Annotated in this window: 14 protein-coding genes; 2 read left to right on the forward strand and 12 right to left on the reverse strand. The window is 43.6% G+C overall.

The genetic code is table 11. The features are described from left to right. Nucleotides 1–74: 74 nt before the first annotated feature. The 12 genes from ftsA to mraZ form a co-directional block, all read right to left on the reverse strand. The gene (ftsA, locus tag HMPREF0663_RS05690) at nucleotides 75–1,526 is read right to left on the reverse strand and encodes a cell division protein FtsA (protein WP_004369339.1); all 1,452 of its coding nucleotides are present in this window, start codon (nucleotides 1,524–1,526) and stop codon (nucleotides 75–77) included. Nucleotides 1,527–1,536: 10 nt separating this feature from the next. Continuing rightward, nucleotides 1,537–2,334 carry a cell division protein FtsQ/DivIB gene (locus HMPREF0663_RS05695; RefSeq protein WP_004369340.1) on the reverse strand — a complete coding sequence of 266 codons (798 nt, stop codon included), beginning with the start codon at nucleotides 2,332–2,334 and terminating at the stop codon, nucleotides 1,537–1,539. Then, on the reverse strand, nucleotides 2,331–3,707 hold the full coding sequence (gene murC / locus HMPREF0663_RS05700) for a UDP-N-acetylmuramate--L-alanine ligase (protein WP_004369341.1): 1,377 nt from the start codon (nucleotides 3,705–3,707) through the stop codon (nucleotides 2,331–2,333). The genes HMPREF0663_RS05695 and murC overlap by 4 nt, the downstream gene beginning before the upstream one ends. Continuing rightward, nucleotides 3,707–4,816 carry an undecaprenyldiphospho-muramoylpentapeptide beta-N-acetylglucosaminyltransferase gene (gene murG, locus HMPREF0663_RS05705; RefSeq protein WP_004369342.1) on the reverse strand — a complete coding sequence of 370 codons (1,110 nt, stop codon included), beginning with the start codon at nucleotides 4,814–4,816 and terminating at the stop codon, nucleotides 3,707–3,709. The genes murC and murG overlap by 1 nt, the downstream gene beginning before the upstream one ends. An 87-nt stretch (nucleotides 4,817–4,903) precedes the next feature. Then, a complete protein-coding gene (locus HMPREF0663_RS05710) occupies nucleotides 4,904–6,181 on the reverse strand; it encodes an FtsW/RodA/SpoVE family cell cycle protein (protein WP_004369343.1) in 1,278 nt (425 codons plus the stop codon). Further along, nucleotides 6,178–7,509, reverse strand: coding sequence for a UDP-N-acetylmuramoyl-L-alanine--D-glutamate ligase (gene murD / locus HMPREF0663_RS05715; RefSeq protein WP_004369344.1), 1,332 nt, complete (start codon nucleotides 7,507–7,509; stop codon nucleotides 6,178–6,180). Before murD ends, HMPREF0663_RS05710 begins: the two co-directional genes overlap by 4 nt. A gap of 8 nt (nucleotides 7,510–7,517) precedes the next feature. Continuing rightward, nucleotides 7,518–8,786 (reverse strand): phospho-N-acetylmuramoyl-pentapeptide-transferase, encoded by a 1,269-nt coding sequence (locus HMPREF0663_RS05720; RefSeq protein ID WP_004369345.1) that lies wholly within the window; start codon nucleotides 8,784–8,786, stop codon nucleotides 7,518–7,520. A 12-nt stretch (nucleotides 8,787–8,798) separates the two neighbouring features. Continuing rightward, the gene (locus tag HMPREF0663_RS05725) at nucleotides 8,799–10,250 is read right to left on the reverse strand and encodes a UDP-N-acetylmuramoyl-L-alanyl-D-glutamate--2,6-diaminopimelate ligase (RefSeq protein WP_004369346.1); all 1,452 of its coding nucleotides are present in this window, start codon (nucleotides 10,248–10,250) and stop codon (nucleotides 8,799–8,801) included. A 16-nt stretch (nucleotides 10,251–10,266) separates the two neighbouring features. Then, nucleotides 10,267–12,423, reverse strand: a complete 2,157-nt coding sequence (locus tag HMPREF0663_RS05730) for a PASTA domain-containing penicillin-binding protein (protein WP_004369347.1) — start codon at nucleotides 12,421–12,423, stop codon at nucleotides 10,267–10,269. Beyond that, nucleotides 12,420–12,923, reverse strand: coding sequence for an FtsL-like putative cell division protein (locus HMPREF0663_RS05735; RefSeq protein ID WP_004369348.1), 504 nt, complete (start codon nucleotides 12,921–12,923; stop codon nucleotides 12,420–12,422). The genes HMPREF0663_RS05730 and HMPREF0663_RS05735 overlap by 4 nt, the downstream gene beginning before the upstream one ends. Next, nucleotides 12,920–13,834, reverse strand: coding sequence for a 16S rRNA (cytosine(1402)-N(4))-methyltransferase RsmH (gene rsmH / locus HMPREF0663_RS05740; protein ID WP_004369349.1), 915 nt, complete (start codon nucleotides 13,832–13,834; stop codon nucleotides 12,920–12,922). The genes HMPREF0663_RS05735 and rsmH overlap by 4 nt, the downstream gene beginning before the upstream one ends. Further along, a complete protein-coding gene (gene mraZ, locus HMPREF0663_RS05745) occupies nucleotides 13,831–14,310 on the reverse strand; it encodes a division/cell wall cluster transcriptional repressor MraZ (RefSeq protein ID WP_016665479.1) in 480 nt (159 codons plus the stop codon). Before mraZ ends, rsmH begins: the two co-directional genes overlap by 4 nt. Before the next feature lie 561 nt (nucleotides 14,311–14,871). Between mraZ and glsA the strand changes: the two genes are divergently transcribed. Beyond that, a complete protein-coding gene (gene glsA / locus HMPREF0663_RS05755; RefSeq protein ID WP_004369352.1) occupies nucleotides 14,872–15,699 on the forward strand; it encodes a lyso-glycine lipid O-acyltransferase GlsA in 828 nt (275 codons plus the stop codon). A 118-nt stretch (nucleotides 15,700–15,817) separates the two neighbouring features. Further along, nucleotides 15,818–16,807, forward strand: a complete 990-nt coding sequence (gene glsB / locus HMPREF0663_RS05760) for a glycine N(alpha)-acyltransferase GlsB (protein ID WP_004369353.1) — start codon at nucleotides 15,818–15,820, stop codon at nucleotides 16,805–16,807. Nucleotides 16,808–16,838: the final 31 nt, after the last annotated feature.

Raw genomic sequence — 16,838 nt, forward strand, 5'->3', positions numbered from 1 at the left:
TTCTGTTGAGTAGTATGGAGTATTTCGAACTATGTTTGTTTCGATTGAGGCGGTTGCTCGATAGGCGGAGGAAGTTATTCTTCCTCTTCTGTAATCTTCCTCATAAAGTTCTTTACGCTCTTCATAAGTTTGTGCATGCTACTGTTTTCTTTTTTTATTTGGGCTTCTCGGCGTGCCTCTTCTTCTGCTATACGGCGTTGCTCTTCTTCCTCTTCTTCCTTTTTACGGCGTGCCTCTTCCTCTGCCTTCATCTTTTCAGCTTCGGTTTGTACTACACCCGTGCCGAGCGTTGCCGTCATCGGGCGCGGCTCTTTGTGCAGGTCGGCGGTGGTGGAAACAGGCTTTTGTTCACCTGTACGGAATAAGTCGTTGGTGATTTCGTCGCCTGCACAATTCATATCTCCTTTGGCTAAAAGGCCGAGGATGGTATTCATGGTGCCGTCTTGAGCCGTTATTTCAGGATTTGATGAATTGATGGTCTGCGTTACAAACTTCGCCGTTCTGATTTTTTCGATATGTGTATGGTTGCGGAATGCCCTTTCTATTTCTTTCAGATTGGAGCCGCCACCGGTGAGAACAATACCTCCGAGCAGCTTGTCTGCAAACTCATTGGGCACTTGGAACCATACATTTTCAATGATTTCTTCCAATCTTCCTTCCACTATCTCTATGAATTTACGGCTTTCTATGCTGCGATCTTGGTCGATAGGCAATTGCAATGTATTGTCTATATCGTTATTATCGGTGTATGCGCAGCCATAATCGAGTTTCATCTTTTCAGCATCTTGCTCGTCTATTTGCAGTGTGGCGATGTCTTTGGTGATATTGTTTCCGCCCAATGGGATAACGGCAAGGTGACGAAGGATATTCTTATGATATACCGAAACGGTGGTAGTGTCGGCGCCGAGGTCTACCAATACGCACCCCGAACGTTTCTCCGCTTCGGTCAATACGCTGTCGGCAAGTGCCAATGGCGCTAAATACATTTCGGCAATAGCTATGCCCGCCTGATCGAAGCACTTATTAAGATTGCGGTAAAATGCCCTACGCCACAGGATATTAAGGAAGTTCCCTTCCAAACGGGTGCACTGTATACCAACAGGATCTATTTGATATTGCGCATCTACCTTGTATTCTTGTGTGGCTGCATCGAGTATTTCTTGTTCAGGATAAGTCATGCTTCGATTCGCATCCATGAGCTCATTGATCATCTCTTGGGTAACGATTGTCTCTGTTGCCAAGTCTTTTACAATTACATTCTTGATACTTCGTATGCTCTGTCCTCCTACACCTACGTAGACATGAGCTATCTTTGTTTTGAGCGCAGTCTCCAGTTTATTGATGATATTACCCAGACATTGTACCGTTTTGTCTATGTTGTACACTACACCTTTGCGTATGCATGAGGTGGAATCTTCCTTGACAACAGCAAGTACAGATATGCTGCCGTCTAAGTTTTTCTTTCCTGCAATACCGGTAATCTTTGATGATCCCAGTTCAATAGCTACTATAAATTCCATTGCCATACGTTATTCTTTATCTATCTAATGTTCGTTTTTTGCAAATAATCTGATTGTCAAATTCCAGATTGATGTATGAGTATTTATTCCAGCCGGCTTGAGAAAGCCCGTATTTATAGAAGTTTTCCAGCCTTTCCAACTTCTTGTTTATGAAATTGGTGATACTTTTTTCTCTTTCGTTTTTATTCTTGGTTTCCGGCAACTGTCCTATATAGATGATATGATCGCCTACGCGAGGGATCAATTCTATACCTTGATCGGGCAATACATTGATTTGTTCGATTTGATTTCTCCAAAGGTCATCATTCATAAGTGCCTTGCCAAGCCATGATATATATTGGGTTGCGAACCATCGCGAAATCATTCCGGTAGCGATGATCATATCGCTCGTGTAGTGGGAATTGGGCATAATACAGTTCTTATCGTCTATATAATAGTCATCTCCATTCCATGCCTTAATTCTGATTGTGGGCATACGTTGGGTGACACTGATATTGACATGCCCGTCTACAGTCTTAAAACATTCCGCCGTTTTTACAAAAGGACTTCTCTTCAAGGTTTCTTCTATCTTCCTTGCATCTACATATCGCATAGGTTTTTCCAACGGATAAAGTCGATTAGCTTTTAATCGATTTTTGATTTCTTGGGTGTTGATGAACCCGTTGGTGGCCTCATCAGCGATATTAATGCTTACTTCTGTACATACTTTAGCCGTTTCATCGGGTTTGTTAAACGCCGTGAAAGCCAACACAAGATAGATGCCAATAACGAAATCAAGTGTAATAATAAAAGTCTTTTTCCAGTTTATTCTCACTTACTTTCAAGTATCTTGGTTATTTGCGGTACATAGTTATCGAGGTCGCCTGCTCCCAATATCACAAGAACATCGAAGTTGCGTTGTTTTACCAGCGGGATGACGTCTTCTTTATGTATCATGCTCTTTTCTACTCCTTCTTTCAGATTGTCGTAGATGAGCTTGCTTGTAACGCCGGAAATCGGCTGTTCGCGAGCGGGATAAATATCGCAGAGGATTACTTCATCTAATTGACTGAGTGCTTCGGCGAACTCTTTATAGAAGTCACGTGTCCTTGTGAAGAGGTGCGGTTGGAAGATTGCCGTGATTTTTCGGTCCTTGTACAGTTCACGGATGCTCTTTGCACTCTGATAAATCTCTTTGGGATGATGGGCATAATCTGATAAGAAGACCAATTTGTCGGTCTTGATTTTAAAGTCGAAGCGCCGTTCCACGCCATGATAAGTCTTCATTCCATACCTCAATTCCTCTGATGTACAGCCGTTGAGTTGTGCCATTGCCATGGCTGCAATGCCGTTTACGATATTGATAGGGATAGGTTGCCCCAGCCGTATGTCTTTGATATTTTCGATCGGAGAGATAAAGTCGAATGTGATTTCACCATTCTCTATCACAATATTTTCGGCATGGAAATCACCTTCGTGCAGGCTATAGTCGTACACCTTTACGCCCTCTTGCACGTTTTGTTTCATCTCCAAATCACGATGGATAATCAGTGCACCGCCCTTTTGTATCAGGGTTGTATAGTGTCGGAAACTCTCCAAATAGGCTTCTTTGGTACCGTAAATATCAAGATGGTCGGGATCTGTCGAGGTAATAACACTCATCCAAGGACGCAACCAATGGAAACTACGATCGAATTCGTCTGCCTCTATCACTACGAAGTCGCTGGTATCCGACAAAATATAATTGGTTCCGTAGTTCTTGGAAATACCGCCCAAGAATGCATTGCAGTCTAAATGACTCTGGTGCATGATATGGGCACACATCGTAGAAGTGGTGGTTTTGCCGTGAGTACCTGCAAAGCAAAGTCCTTTGTGGGTACGTGTAAGTCTGCCGAGTACTTGTGCACGTTTCTCTATTTCGAAGCCATTGTCTTTGAAATACTGCAATTCTTGATGTTCGGAAGGTATGGCTGGCGTATAAATTACGAGGCAACTCTTCTTATCGCGGCATGCATGAGGAATTTCGTCCACATTCTCTTCGTAATGTAGGAGCATGCCCTCTTTTTCCAATTGACGGGTTAAATTGGAGGAAGTCTTATCATATCCGGCCACTACAATGCCCTTATGAATGAAATAACGTGCGATAGCGCTCATGCCGATGCCGCCGGCACCGATGAAATATACTGCTTTTATCTCTTTTAGTTCCATTATCTATTTGCGATATTCATTACTTCTGTTGCGATTACATCGGCAGAATTATTCAATCCTAATTTAAGGATGTGTTTGTTGAGGTCTTCGAGTTTGGCATCGTCTTTTACCGTCTTTATGGCCAATGGCAATAAAGTTTGTTCGGCCTCTGCGTCTTTTACGTAAATTGCAGCATCTTTATTAACCAATGCCATGGCATTCTTAGTTTGATGATCTTCTGCAACATTCGGGCTTGGAACAAGTATCGCCGGCTTTCCGATGAGGCAAAATTCGCTGATAGAGCTTGCTCCTGCGCGGCTTATTACCAAGTCTGCCGCTTTGTAGGCTACTCCCATATCGCTGATAAAGTCGGTTACTTTCAGTTGTGGAATTTCCGGTTGATGCTTTAATTGTTCGCAGATGGCGGTGTAATAATATTTTCCGGTTTGCCAAATAAATTGTACATCGCTGTCTCTAACAAGGTCGAGATGTTGCGAAATGCTTTCGTTTATGGTTCTTGCCCCTAAACTTCCGCCAAGGAACAGAATGGTTTTCTTGTCGGGATCGAGGCCGAATGAGCGTCTTGCTTCTTCTTTTGTTACCGATATATCGAGCACATTCTGCCTTACGGGGTTACCTGTCATGATGATTTTCTCTGCAGGGAAGAAGCGTTCCATGCCTTCATAGGCAACGCATATCTTTGTAGCTTTTTTAGCAAGCAGCCTGTTCGTTATGCCCGCATACGAATTTTGTTCCTGAATGAGGCAAGGAATACCTTTCTCGGCACATACGTTTAGCGTAGGTCCGCTGGCATAACCGCCTACACCGACGGCAACCATAGGTTTGAAATTCCTGACGATTTTCTTGGCCATACGTTGGCTTTTCCATATTTTGAACAGTACAACGATGTTTTTAAACAAATGTTTTCTGTCAAATCCGCATATAGGAAGTCCTTTGATTTCGTATCCGGCTTTGGGCACGCGCTCCATCTCCATGCGTCCTAAAGCGCCTACAAAGAGTATTTTCGCGTCGGGGTGTTTTGCCCTGATGGCATTGGCTATTGATATTGCAGGAAAGATGTGTCCTCCCGTTCCGCCGCCGCTGATGATAACTCTTAACTCTTTATTCATAAATAGATGCAATATTTAATGGCAAAATTAATCAAAAATTTCCTTATTCGGTAACTTTTATCCTTTAATTATTCTATATCTTTATCTTCAGACAGTTGCCAATGTTTGGGCGGTTGTTTTTTCGTTTTCCGCCTCTGTTTTCTTCTTGGCAGTACGACTGACGCTGAGTATTGCTCCGACATATATGCAATTAATGATGGTAGATGTTCCGCCTTTGCTTACTAAAGGCAACGGCTGGCCGGTTACGGGGGCTAATCCTACGGCTACGCACATGTTGAATAGTGCCTGCGTTACGAGCAGCAAAGCGAGTCCCATTGCAAGAAATGCGGGGAAATTATTCTCGCATCTGTTGGCTATCCTCCCTGTACGAAAGAGCAGGATGATGTAAAGCAGTGCCACGAAGAATGCGCCTAAGATACCCATTTCTTCTATGATGATGGCATATATAAAATCGGAAAAAGCTTGAGACAGGAAATCGCGTTCCACTGAATTGCCCGGTCCTTTGCCGATAACGCTCGACGAAGCAATGGCAATATTGGCGTGTGCCACCTGTGCATCTTTATCGAGGTCTATTTCATTGGGCGATATTTCCTTGCCATTCACGAATTTATTGATGCGCGATTTCCATGTGTCGGCACGATGGAACACCTTTTCCCAAGCACCGGTATCCTCTTTTGTTTTCGGTACTACCTGCTCGGTCATAACTTTATTGGTGTCTTCTTGCGACTTGTCGGTTCCGAATGTCATGATAAGTGTGAAGATGAGTACGATACACAGCATCACTATACCGAGAAGTTTTCCTAATTGTCTTGCCGGTACTCTTCCGATCAACATCATGAAAAAGATAACGACACAGAGGAGTATTGCCGTAGATAAATTCTCAAGCATAATCAATGGAACGGTGAACAAGCATACGATAAGTATGTATTTGAAGGCATTTTTGTCGGCTCCTTTTTCTGTCTGCATGGCACTGAGTATCTGGGCAGTGGCGAGAACCACGGTGCCTTTGGCAATTTCTGATGGCTGAAACTGCAGTCCCAATATACTTATCCATCGCTGTGCCCCGTTGGTTGATTGTCCTGCAAGGATTACCCAAATGAGTGTGACTATTGAGAAAATAATCAGAAAAAGTGTGGTAATCTTGAAGTATTTGCACTCGATATTCAGTGTAACCACCATGAAGAAAATGCCTATGAATAGTATGCTGATATGCTTGATTACCGGTGCCCAGTAATTGCCTCCTTTATATGTCAGCGATGAAGATGCGGAAAAAACCTCTACGATGCTGATGATACATAGGAAGAAGAATATCATCCATACCACTTTGTCGCCTTTAAAAATGTTGCCAAGCGTTTTGTTCATCATAGGTTCCTGACTAAGTTTTTAAACTGATTTCCTCGATCTTCCATGTTTTTAAATAAGTCGAAACTTGCACAACAAGGACTTAATAGTACGGTATCGCCGGGCTTTGCCATGTCGTAACAGGCCTTTACGCAGTCTTCCATCGAGTGTGTATCGCGTACAGGTATGCCTAAACTATCAAAATTTTGGTGCAGTTTCGTATTGTCGGCCCCAAGATATACCAGTCCTACACATTTCTTTCTGACAAGTTCTTTAATAGAGCTGTAGTCGTTTCCTTTATCCTTTCCGCCGAGAATGAGAATGGTTGGAGTCTTCATGCTCTCCAATGCGTACCAACAGGCATCTACGTTTGTTGCTTTTGAATCGTTGATGTACTGCACACCACCGACTTTACAAACCTTCTCCAAACGATGTTCCACTCCGGGGAAATCGCTCAAACTCTTGCGGATGATATCCTTTTTGATACCGGATATATTCGAAGCTATGCCGGCTGCCAGCGAATTGTATATGTTATGTTTGCCCGTAAGCGAGAGCTCTTCTTGCTCCATATTGAAAGGTGTCGGCTTCTCTATCTTGTATTGTCCTTCCTCAATATATCCGATAGAGCCCTTTTCTTTCAGTTCTGAAAACGGGCATTTCACAGCGTGGATATCATATTTTTCGAGTTCATGCTTGATGATGGGATCATCATTCCAATAGATGAAACTGTCTTGTTTTGTTTGATTTTGAATGATACGCATCTTGGCATCTACGTAATGTTGCATGCAATATTCGTATCTGTCGAGATGATCGGGTGTGATGTTCAGTAAAATTGCGATATTAGCATGGAATTTGTACATGTTATCGAGCTGAAAACTGCTTAGCTCGATAATGTAATACTCGTGTGGTTCTTCGGCTACCTGCAAAGCGAGACTTCTGCCTATGTTTCCGGCAAGTCCGACATCATATCCTGCCGTCTTGAAAATATGATAGATTAATGATGTTGTTGTGGTTTTCCCGTTGCTTCCCGTTATACATATCATTTTGGCATGAGTGTACCTTCCGGCAAACTCAATTTCGCTGATGATATGGGTGCCTTGCGCCATCAGTTTCTGGACTATCGGTGCCTCTTTGGGTATGCCCGGGCTCTTTATGACCTCATCTGCATCCAGTATCTTGTCTTCTGTATGCTTGCCTTCTTCCCATTCTATGGCGTGTTCATCGAGCTGTTTCTTGTATTTGTCCTTGATGATAGACGTGTCGGAAACGAAAACTTCGAATCCTTCTTTCTTTGCTAATACGGCTGCACCGGCACCACTTTCGCCGGCTCCCAATATAACTATTTTCTTCATATTATCTTTTACCTGATCTTTAAAGTAATGATTGTGAGCGCTGCAAGAATGATGGTGATGATCCAGAAGCGTATGGTGATCTTTGCTTCGTGTTTAGCTGAGTGGGGTATTCTGATAAGATAACTGCAATCGGGATCGAGTTGACTGTCTTGAGTGCGGAAGTTATCGTGTATCGGAGTACGCTTGAAGATGCGTTGTTTGATGCCTTTACGCTTACCGATTTTATAAAACCATACTTGCAGAATAACACTTAAACTCTCTACAAAGAATATTCCGCAGAGTATAGGCAATAGCAATTCCTTATGAATGATAATTGCCGAAACGCCGATGATGCCGCCTATGGTCAGTGAACCGGTATCGCCCATGAATACTTGAGCGGGGTAGGCGTTGTACCAGAGGAAACCGATAAGGGCTCCGATAAAGGCGCACATGAAGACCACAAGCTCTTCTGAGCCCGGAATATACATAATATTGAGATAAGCGGCATACTGTATGTGTGAACTTACATAAGCAAGTATGCCTATTGCAACCCCTATGATGGCCGAGTTTCCGGCACACATACCGTCCATACCGTCATTTAGATTGGCCCCATTCGATACGGCTGTCACCACTAATATGGTCATGATAACGAACAAAAACCATCCTGCAGCAGTCTTATATTTACCGCAAAACGACATTACCCGTGAGTAATCGAGGTTATGCCCCTTTACAAAAGGGATGGTAGTCTTTAGTGATTTCCGCGCTTCTGTGCGATGTTTCACCACTGTTTCTTGTCCCTGTCGTTCAATAGCAAGGTTCTCGTTTACCTTTACATCGGGTGATGCCCACAGTACAAGGCCTACAATAAGGCCGATACTAAGCTGTCCTATGATTTTATATTTTCCTTTTAAGCCTTCTTTATTTCTGCGGAAAATCTTGATAAAATCGTCCATACCGCCGAGAAATCCCAGCCATATGGTTGTAATAATCATCAATATAAGGTAGATATTGCGTAGTCTTCCGAGCAATAGCACCGGTATGAGGATGGCTACAATGATGATGATACCTCCCATTGAAGGTACACCTATTTTATTTACACCGAACGGATCGATGCTTGCATCGCGTTGTGTTTCGGTTATCTGTTTACTCTTCAGATATTTTATAAAGTGCTCTCCGAACCACGCAGATATGGTAAGAGCCAAGATCAGTGCCAGTAATGCGCGGAAAGAAATGTACCCCCATAGGTGAGAACCGCTGATACCATACTGCTCCAAGAACCTGAAAAGATAGTATAACATGCCTGTATATTTTTAATTACCGAAAATGTTGTTTAATATTTCCTTATCATCAAAGTGGTATTTTACCCCTTTGATTTCCTGATAGGTTTCGTGCCCTTTTCCGGCAACGAGTATTACATCGCCTTTTTGGGCCATCATACATGCCGTGCGGATGGCCTCTTTACGGTCTACGATGCTGATAACTTTCTTGAGTTGTTGTGCGTTTAAGCCATCGAGCATATCGTTAATTATGTCTTGTGGTTCTTCAAAACGAGGGTTATCGCTGGTTATAATGACCTTATCACTTTGTTTAACCGCTTCCTGTGCCATCAGCGGGCGTTTGCCTTTATCCCTATTTCCACCGGCCCCACATACAGTGATTAGCTTCCCCTTACCGTTCAATACTTCGTGGATAGCTTTAAGCACATTCTCAAGTGCATCCGGCGTATGAGCATAATCAACGATTGCTGTATAGCCTTCAGGACTATGTATCGGTTCAAGTCTACCGCTTACACTGTGCAGCGTACTCATTACAAGAAGGATATCTTCAGGCTGTTTTCCGAGCATTCGGGCGGCACCATATACGGTGAGCAAGTTACTTACATTGAACTTGCCTATAAACTGTACTCCTACTTCATGGCCGTCTATGTCCAAATACATACCTTCGAAATGGCATTCCAATATACGTGCTTTGAAATCGGCAGCACTTCTTGTGGAATATGTTTTAACGGTGGCCTTGGTATTCTGTACCATTATCATACCGTTCTTATCATCGGCATTCGTGATTGCAAAGGCCCCTTTAGGCAATTCATCGAAGAATGCTTTCTTGGCATTACGATAGTTTTCGAACGTTTTGTGGTAGTCCAAGTGGTCACGGGTGAGGTTGGTAAATAAGCCACCTGTAAATTTCAAGCCGCTAATACGTTTCTGTGCAATGGCATGTGAAGAGCATTCCATGAATGCATACTCACAACCTGTGTTGACCATCCTGCCGAGCAGCTCGTTCAATTCTATGGGGTCAGGGGTGGTATGATCGGCAGGTATGGCTTCATCTTCTATATAATTACATACTGTAGATAGCAATCCGCACTTATATCCCATCTTTCGAAACATATTATATAATAAGGTGGCGACCGTCGTTTTACCGTTAGTTCCCGTTACCCCTACGAGTTTAAGTTTCTTAGAAGGATCACCGTAAAAGAGAGTTGCCACCTTGCCGGCGGCATCTTCTGTAGATTCTACTTTAACATATGTTACGCCTTCAACCTTCATTTCGGGCATATCTTCGCATAATATGGCTTTGGCGCCCTGTTCGATGGCTTTCGGTATGAACCGATGACCGTCTACCTGCGTTCCTTTCATGGCAATGAAAAGATGTCCTTCTGCTATCTTTCGGGAATCGATATTCACTCCTTTTATGTCAATACTCTGTTCGCCGATAACGGCAACAGGTTTGATATTTTTCAACAACTCATTTAGTTTCATATTCTTTGTTGTTTTATTATTCCAATATAATTTGGCACTTTTCGCCTCTTATTATCCTATGCCCGGGCTCGAGACTTTGCTTTACAACCTTGCCTCTTCCCGTGATTCTCACTTTCAGTTTATGACTCTCAAGCATAAAAACGGCATCTCTTGCTCCCATACCGATAACATTCGGCACATATCTGCTACCATAGTTCTTGCTGCGTTTTAGCAATAATGTTTTGTTGTTGCGCCTTTCTACCCGTCCCCAAACAGGATTACCGTCGGCATACGAACCGTTCCAGTCGGCATTGGAGTTAATGCCTAAGTGGTTGAGAACATAGTCTGCTGCAAGTATATTGCCGTTTTTTACTTCCGGAACGAGTATCGATGATGAGTCGCGAGCATCTTTCACATCGAGTTTCAAGTCTTGTGCCATGATACCTTCAGCAATATGATGAAATACTACACCGCTCATTCCACCTCCCGAAGCTGGGAGTCCTGATTTCTGTATACATACGATGCAACTGTAACGGGGAGCGTTTGCAGGGAAAAAACCGGCAAAGCTGAGAAGGTAATTCGTCTGTCCTATTTTGTATCCGCCAACCCCCTGTGATATTTGTGCCGTACCTGTTTTTCCGGCAACCTTGAATGATGGAGAGCCTGCTTTCTTGCCCAATCCCTGACTAACCACATGTTCTAAGATGGTTTGCATTTCGTGTACGGTCTTATCTTTACAGATGTGAGCGCGCATTACCTGCGGAGGAAAATTCATAATCACCTCTCCGTTTTTTATTACTTCTTTTACAAAGCGCGGGCGCATCATTCGTCCGTTATTGGCAATGGCATTGTAGAAAGTAAGTGTAGATAGCGGCGGAACCTGTGTTTCATACCCTATACTCATCCAAGGCAGGGCGGTTTTGCTCCAATTTACGTATTGTCCTCGTGCATTCTTCTTAGGCATACGTATGTGAGCAGGGGAAGATCCTACCAACGGAATACGCAGATTGTCGGCAAGACCGGTACGGTAAATGCCACGAACGAACCTTTCCGGATCGTTTCGATAGTGGTCGTCTATGATGCGGCTTATACCTACATTCGAACTATACATCAGTGTTTGTGGCAGCGTAAGCAGTCCGTATCCGCCACGTCTCCAATTATGATCTTTCATGTCTCTGCCGTACATCGGCCATACTCCGCTGCCTGTCTCCACACGATAGGTGGTATCGACTACACCATCATCTAAAGCCACCATGATCGAAGCGGTTTTGAAAACCGATCCGGGTTCAAGCAAATCGCTGATAGCATGGTTCTTTATTTCGCGATATTCGCCATCTAAGCACTTTTCCATGTTGACGATAGCTTTTACATCGCCCGTAGATACTTCCATTACAATGGCCACGCCGACATTTCCGTTGATCTCTCTAAGTTCGTTAAGAAGTGAACGTTCCGCAAGATCTTGCATGCTCACGTCGATGGTTGTTACTATATCAGCACCGTCGATAGGTGGTGTATCCATGATGTTAAGGTACTTGTTGAGCGTTTTGCGACGGTGTACGATGCCGTTCTTTCCGCGCAGTATGGAATCGTATGACAGCTCAAGACCGCAACGTGCCGTATCTTTTGCACCGAACATCTCGCCTACCGTGCGCCCTGCCAGTGAGCCGTATGGGCGTTGGCGAGCATTATATTCTTCCACATGGAAGCCGCTTTTATAAGGTGCCAAGTTAAAAACGGGCAGTTTTTTAACCTCCGTATAGGTGTTATAATCTACGCGTTTATCCCATATAGCCCAATGACGGCTCATCTTGCGGTGCCCTTCTTCGAGTTTAGACTTGAAAGCCGATACCGACCTATCAGGGAAAATCTGGTGCAAGCATAGGCATATAGAGTCTATTTTCGTACTCCATAGCGAATCGTTCTCGGCGTTATGTAAGGCTTGAAAGTCCATAAACATCTTGAATTCAGGTAAAGAGCTTGCCATTAGCTGCCCGTCGCAGCTCAGAATATTGCCTCGTGTAGGTTTCACGCTCACACTGTCTTTCTTCACGCGATTGGCCACCTGCAGCCAGTAAGAGCGCTTGGCAGTCATCACATAAGCAGCTTTTACTACCACGGCAACGGCAATCAGCGTCATCATAATGGCGATGGCACTGTAGCGAGGCATTATTTTTTTATGATCGAACTTGCTCATTTATCAGGTACGTTTATGATGTATGGCGGCTGATTGGCTATTTTAAGTACACTGTCTTTGTTGCTTTTGAGCAATTCAAGTACATGGCTTTCGCGGCTTTTTTCCGTCAGTTGACTATTACTCGACAAAGCTCTATATTTGGCATCTTGCAGTTCTTTCTGCAGATTGTCTATCTCTATCAGGTCTTGCTGACAGCTGTAACGGTTCGAAATATAAACAATCATAAAGAATGTAATCAGCATGAACACCCATATTTGGCGGCGTATGGTAGAGGTAGTCAGTATATCTCCGCCCAATATCTTGCGCAAAGTGAAGTTCTTCGACAGCGGAAGTTCGTCTTCAGTGGCCTGTTCTCTGATGATTTCTTTTAGTGTCGGCGCCTCTTCTTCGGGCTTTCTTTGTTCCGTAGTTTCTGCCTCTTGCTCGGTTCTTTCGGCATCCGGAGCATTCTCGATGGTTAGTTTGGGCCGGTTGTTTTCTATATCTTTATCTTTACTCATTTCTTTTCGGCAATTCTAAGTTTGGCACTTCGGCTTCGTGGATTTTGTTCCTGTTCCTCGTGAGAAGGAGTGATAACCTTGCTGTTAATAAGAACGAACGGTGTTTCTATGTGCCCATAGAAGTCTTGATGCAGTTTTCCTTCAACGTTACCTGTCCTCATCATGTTCTTTACCATACGGTCTTCGAGCGAATGATAAGTAATGATAGACAGCCTGCCACCCGTTCCGAGGCATTTGGATGCGCCTTCCAGCATTTCTTTAAGTGCCCTCATCTCGTGATTTACCTCTATTCTGAGAGCCTGAAACAGCTTTGCCATGTCTTTTTTTTCGCGTTCTCGTTTGAATAGAGGCTCTATGGCATCGATAAATGCGCGGGTGGTACCTATTTCATACGTGGCTCTTGCTTTTACGATAGCGGCTGCAATGCGGCGCGAGTTTTTCAGTTCACCGTAAAGATAGAATACGTTTGCAAGCGTTTCTTCGTCGTATTTGTTCACGATATCGGCAGCTGTGGTGCCGGCACGTTTATTCATTCGCATGTCTAAAGGGGCATTGAAACGGAACGAGAACCCACGGCTTTCGTCGTCGAAGTGATGACTTGACACTCCTAAATCGGCAAGTAACCCGTCTATATGGTCTATTTTGTAGTAACGCATCCAGTTTTTCAGGTAACGGAAGTTGCTTCTTACAAACGTAAAACGACTGTCGGCCACTATATTTTGTTCTGCATCGGCATCTTGATCGAAGCTATATAGCCGTCCGTTTTTACCTAATCTGCGTAATATCTCGCGCGAATGTCCGCCGCCACCGAATGTTACGTCTACGTAAACGCCTTCGGGTTGTATGTTCAGACCGTCAATACTCTCTTTCAAAAGTACGGGTATGTGGTAGGTATCTATAACTTTTATCATCGGCATTCGGTCTTGTTGGGGATATCGCTGCTCGGTGTGTTCATGATATCCTGTAGGGCTTTACCGAACACATCGGGTTCCATAAAGGGTTCGTCGCCCTTGTCGTTACTCCATATTTCGATGGTATCGCCCATACCTATCAGTTTGATTGCTTGCGAGATGTGCGCCATCTTCATATAACGCTTGGGTATAAGAAAGCGCCCGTTACCGTCTAAAGTGAGCAATTCTACATCTGAAACGAATTGGCGGAATATCTGCTGGTGGTCGGCGTTCCATCTTGAAAGGCGAGAGCGTAGGTTATCCATCTGTACATTCCATACATTTTCGGGATAGATGACCAAACAGGGCTGGAATACATCCTTTCTCATAACAAGACTTTCTTCGCCCGATGCTTGTAGAACCTTGCGGAAAGCCGCCGGAAGGAATACTCTTCCTTTCGTATCTGCCTTGGCTTCTATGTGTCCGAGAAATCTCATACGTACATCTTTAATAATGTTATTGATGCCAAAATTACATAATTTTCTCCACATTCCCCCACTTTTCTCCACAAAAATGCGCTATGTATCTCTTTTTTGTTATTTTTAACCTATAAACAGGAGTTCCGAATAGAGGAGACGCAAGTATTTTCTGGAGGTGCAAAGAGCAGGATAAAAGTGGTGCAAAGTATAGCAGAAATGGCCAAAGAAAGTTGCCTTATGGCCGTTGGAAATATTGTAAAATTACCGATGAAATGGCCTGTTTTTGAACTATATATACCATCTGAGCATTATATTTGTACTGTCTGTTGGCGATAGATGCCATATCTATCTCTGTTATATGTCGTGCCTGTTTCCGATGAAGAGCGCAACTTGCGTAATAAAGCTATTCTGTAAAAGCCACTGTCAGTATTGCTTGTCGGTAGCCAAATCGTTATCTATGGTCCGGAAAATATGCCAAATGCATCTTTATTTTATTCATTTTTGAACATTTTTTTATAAAAACGTAGCCGTTTCCAAAAAGTTATGTTATTTTTGCATACTGTTAGTATTATATCAACCATGATTGGTAGAGAAGAGAAAACGATCGATATAGATAAAATATTGCAAAGCAAGATGGGGAATAAGGCGCGTTTCGTGCTCCGTTTTCTTATATCTTGGCTGAAGAAAATCATACATGAAGACGAGGTTAACCTGTATCTTTGGGAGTCTCGTAACAAGACCGGAACGGAATGGCTTGAGGAATGTGTGCGCTATTTGGATATGACCTTACAGGTGGAGGGCATGGAAAATCTTCCCGCAAAGGATGATGGCAAGCTCTATACTTTTGTTTCCAACCATCCTTTGGGAGGTGCAGACGGGGTGGCGCTCGGTTCGATTATCGGGCGTCGTTATGATGGCCGGTTTCGCTATTTGGTCAATGATCTGCTGATGAACCTGCCGGGTTTGGCTCCTGTTTGTATCCCTATTAACAAGACGGGCAAGCAAGGACGCGACTTTCCCGCTATGGTTGAGGCCGGTTTTCGGAGCAATAATCACATGTTGATGTTCCCTGCAGGCTTGTGTAGCCGTAAAATCAATGGCGAAATACACGATATACCTTGGAAGAAAACCTTTATAACGAAAAGCGTAGAGTTTCGGCGTGATGTGGTTCCCATCCATTTCGGAGGGCAGAACTCCGATAGGTTTTACCGTATTGCCAACATGTGCAAGGCGCTTAACCTAAAGTTCAATTTGGCGATGATCTTCCTTGTAGACGAGATGTATCGAAATGTACACAAGACATTCAGGGTGTCTATCGGTAAACCAATACCGTGGCAAACGTTCGACAAGAGTAAAACATCGATGGAATGGGCGAAATTTGTCGAAGACGAGGTGTATAAACTGTAGTTTCCGAAGGTGTTTCGATGAAAAGTAAAGTAAACAAATAATTGAGAGAATATACGGTTTCAGTGAAATTCAGTCCCGTAATCAGTCGAATTTCATCTGATAAATTTTCAGATTAAGAATGGAACAAGAGATTATTCAACCGATAAATAAGGAGTTGCTTAAGAGTGAGCTGACTCCGGAAAAGCAATTGCGTATGACGAACAAAAGTCATAACGAGATTTATATTATTACGGGTAATGACTCTCCAAACGTAATGAAAGAGATCGGTAGATTGCGCGAAATTGCTTTCCGGAATGCCGGTGGAGGAACAGGAAAGGCCATGGATATCGACGAATTCGATGCAGGCGATAATTGCTATAAGCAGCTTATCGTGTGGAATCCCGAGGCAAAAGAGATTATCGGGGGGTATCGCTATATGCTCGGAAGCGACTGGAAACTCGACGAGAAAGGGCAGCCTATGCTCGCTACGAGCCACATGTTTCATTTTTCTAACAAGTTCTTAAAGGAGTATATGCCCTATACAGCGGAGTTAGGCCGTTCGTTTGTTTCGCTCGAATACCAGAACGTGCGCAAGAACAGTAAAAGCATATTTGCTTTGGATAACCTTTGGGACGGCTTGGGAGCACTGACTGTGATCAATCCCGATATCAAATATTTCTTCGGAAAGGTAACTATGTATCCGTCGTATATCCGTCGGGGGCGCGATATGATACTGTATTTTCTCAAGAAACACTTCGATGATAAGGACAATCTGATAGTTCCGATGAAACCGTTAGTAATAGATGCCGATCCTAAAGAGTTGGAAGAGCTTTTTTGTAAGGACGATTTTAAGGAAGATTACCGTATATTGAATGCCGAAATAAGGAAGTTGGGCTACAATATACCGCCCCTTGTAAACGCTTATATGGGCCTTAGTCCGACGATGAAACTCTTCGGTACCGCCATCAACTATGGTTTCGGAGATGTAGAAGAGACGGGTATATTGATAGCAGTAGATGAAATTCTCGAAGAAAAACGGGTGCGGCATATAGACAGTTTTATAGATGAACACCCCGAAGCACTGCATATCACCAGCGGTGTAAATAATGTAATCTACAAGGAAAAGTAAGCACTTGCGGTGCTGCAGATTGCAAATGGGG

Origin of the sequence: Hoylesella oralis ATCC 33269, from assembly GCF_000185145.2 — a bacterium.
GTDB classification, from domain to species: Bacteria; Bacteroidota; Bacteroidia; order Bacteroidales; family Bacteroidaceae; genus Prevotella; species Prevotella phocaeensis.

Excerpts from the sequence above, each read along its gene's own strand:
- ftsA (WP_004369339.1), bottom strand. The coding sequence starts at position 1,526 with ATGGCAATGGAATTTATAGTAGCTATTGAACTGGGATCATCAAAGATT.
- murC (WP_004369341.1), bottom strand. The coding sequence starts at position 3,707 with ATGGAACTAAAAGAGATAAAAGCAGTATATTTCATCGGTGCCGGCGGC.
- murG (WP_004369342.1), bottom strand. The coding sequence starts at position 4,816 with ATGAATAAAGAGTTAAGAGTTATCATCAGCGGCGGCGGAACGGGAGGA.
- HMPREF0663_RS05710 (WP_004369343.1), bottom strand. The coding sequence starts at position 6,181 with ATGATGAACAAAACGCTTGGCAACATTTTTAAAGGCGACAAAGTGGTA.
- murD (WP_004369344.1), bottom strand. The coding sequence starts at position 7,509 with ATGAAGAAAATAGTTATATTGGGAGCCGGCGAAAGTGGTGCCGGTGCA.
- HMPREF0663_RS05720 (WP_004369345.1), bottom strand. The coding sequence starts at position 8,786 with ATGTTATACTATCTTTTCAGGTTCTTGGAGCAGTATGGTATCAGCGGT.
- HMPREF0663_RS05725 (WP_004369346.1), bottom strand. The coding sequence starts at position 10,250 with ATGAAACTAAATGAGTTGTTGAAAAATATCAAACCTGTTGCCGTTATC.
- HMPREF0663_RS05730 (WP_004369347.1), bottom strand. The coding sequence starts at position 12,423 with ATGAGCAAGTTCGATCATAAAAAAATAATGCCTCGCTACAGTGCCATC.
- HMPREF0663_RS05735 (WP_004369348.1), bottom strand. The coding sequence starts at position 12,923 with ATGAGTAAAGATAAAGATATAGAAAACAACCGGCCCAAACTAACCATC.
- rsmH (WP_004369349.1), bottom strand. The coding sequence starts at position 13,834 with ATGATAAAAGTTATAGATACCTACCACATACCCGTACTTTTGAAAGAG.
- mraZ (WP_016665479.1), bottom strand. The coding sequence starts at position 14,310 with ATGAGATTTCTCGGACACATAGAAGCCAAGGCAGATACGAAAGGAAGA.
- glsA (WP_004369352.1), top strand. The coding sequence starts at position 14,872 with ATGATTGGTAGAGAAGAGAAAACGATCGATATAGATAAAATATTGCAA.
- glsB (WP_004369353.1), top strand. The coding sequence starts at position 15,818 with ATGGAACAAGAGATTATTCAACCGATAAATAAGGAGTTGCTTAAGAGT.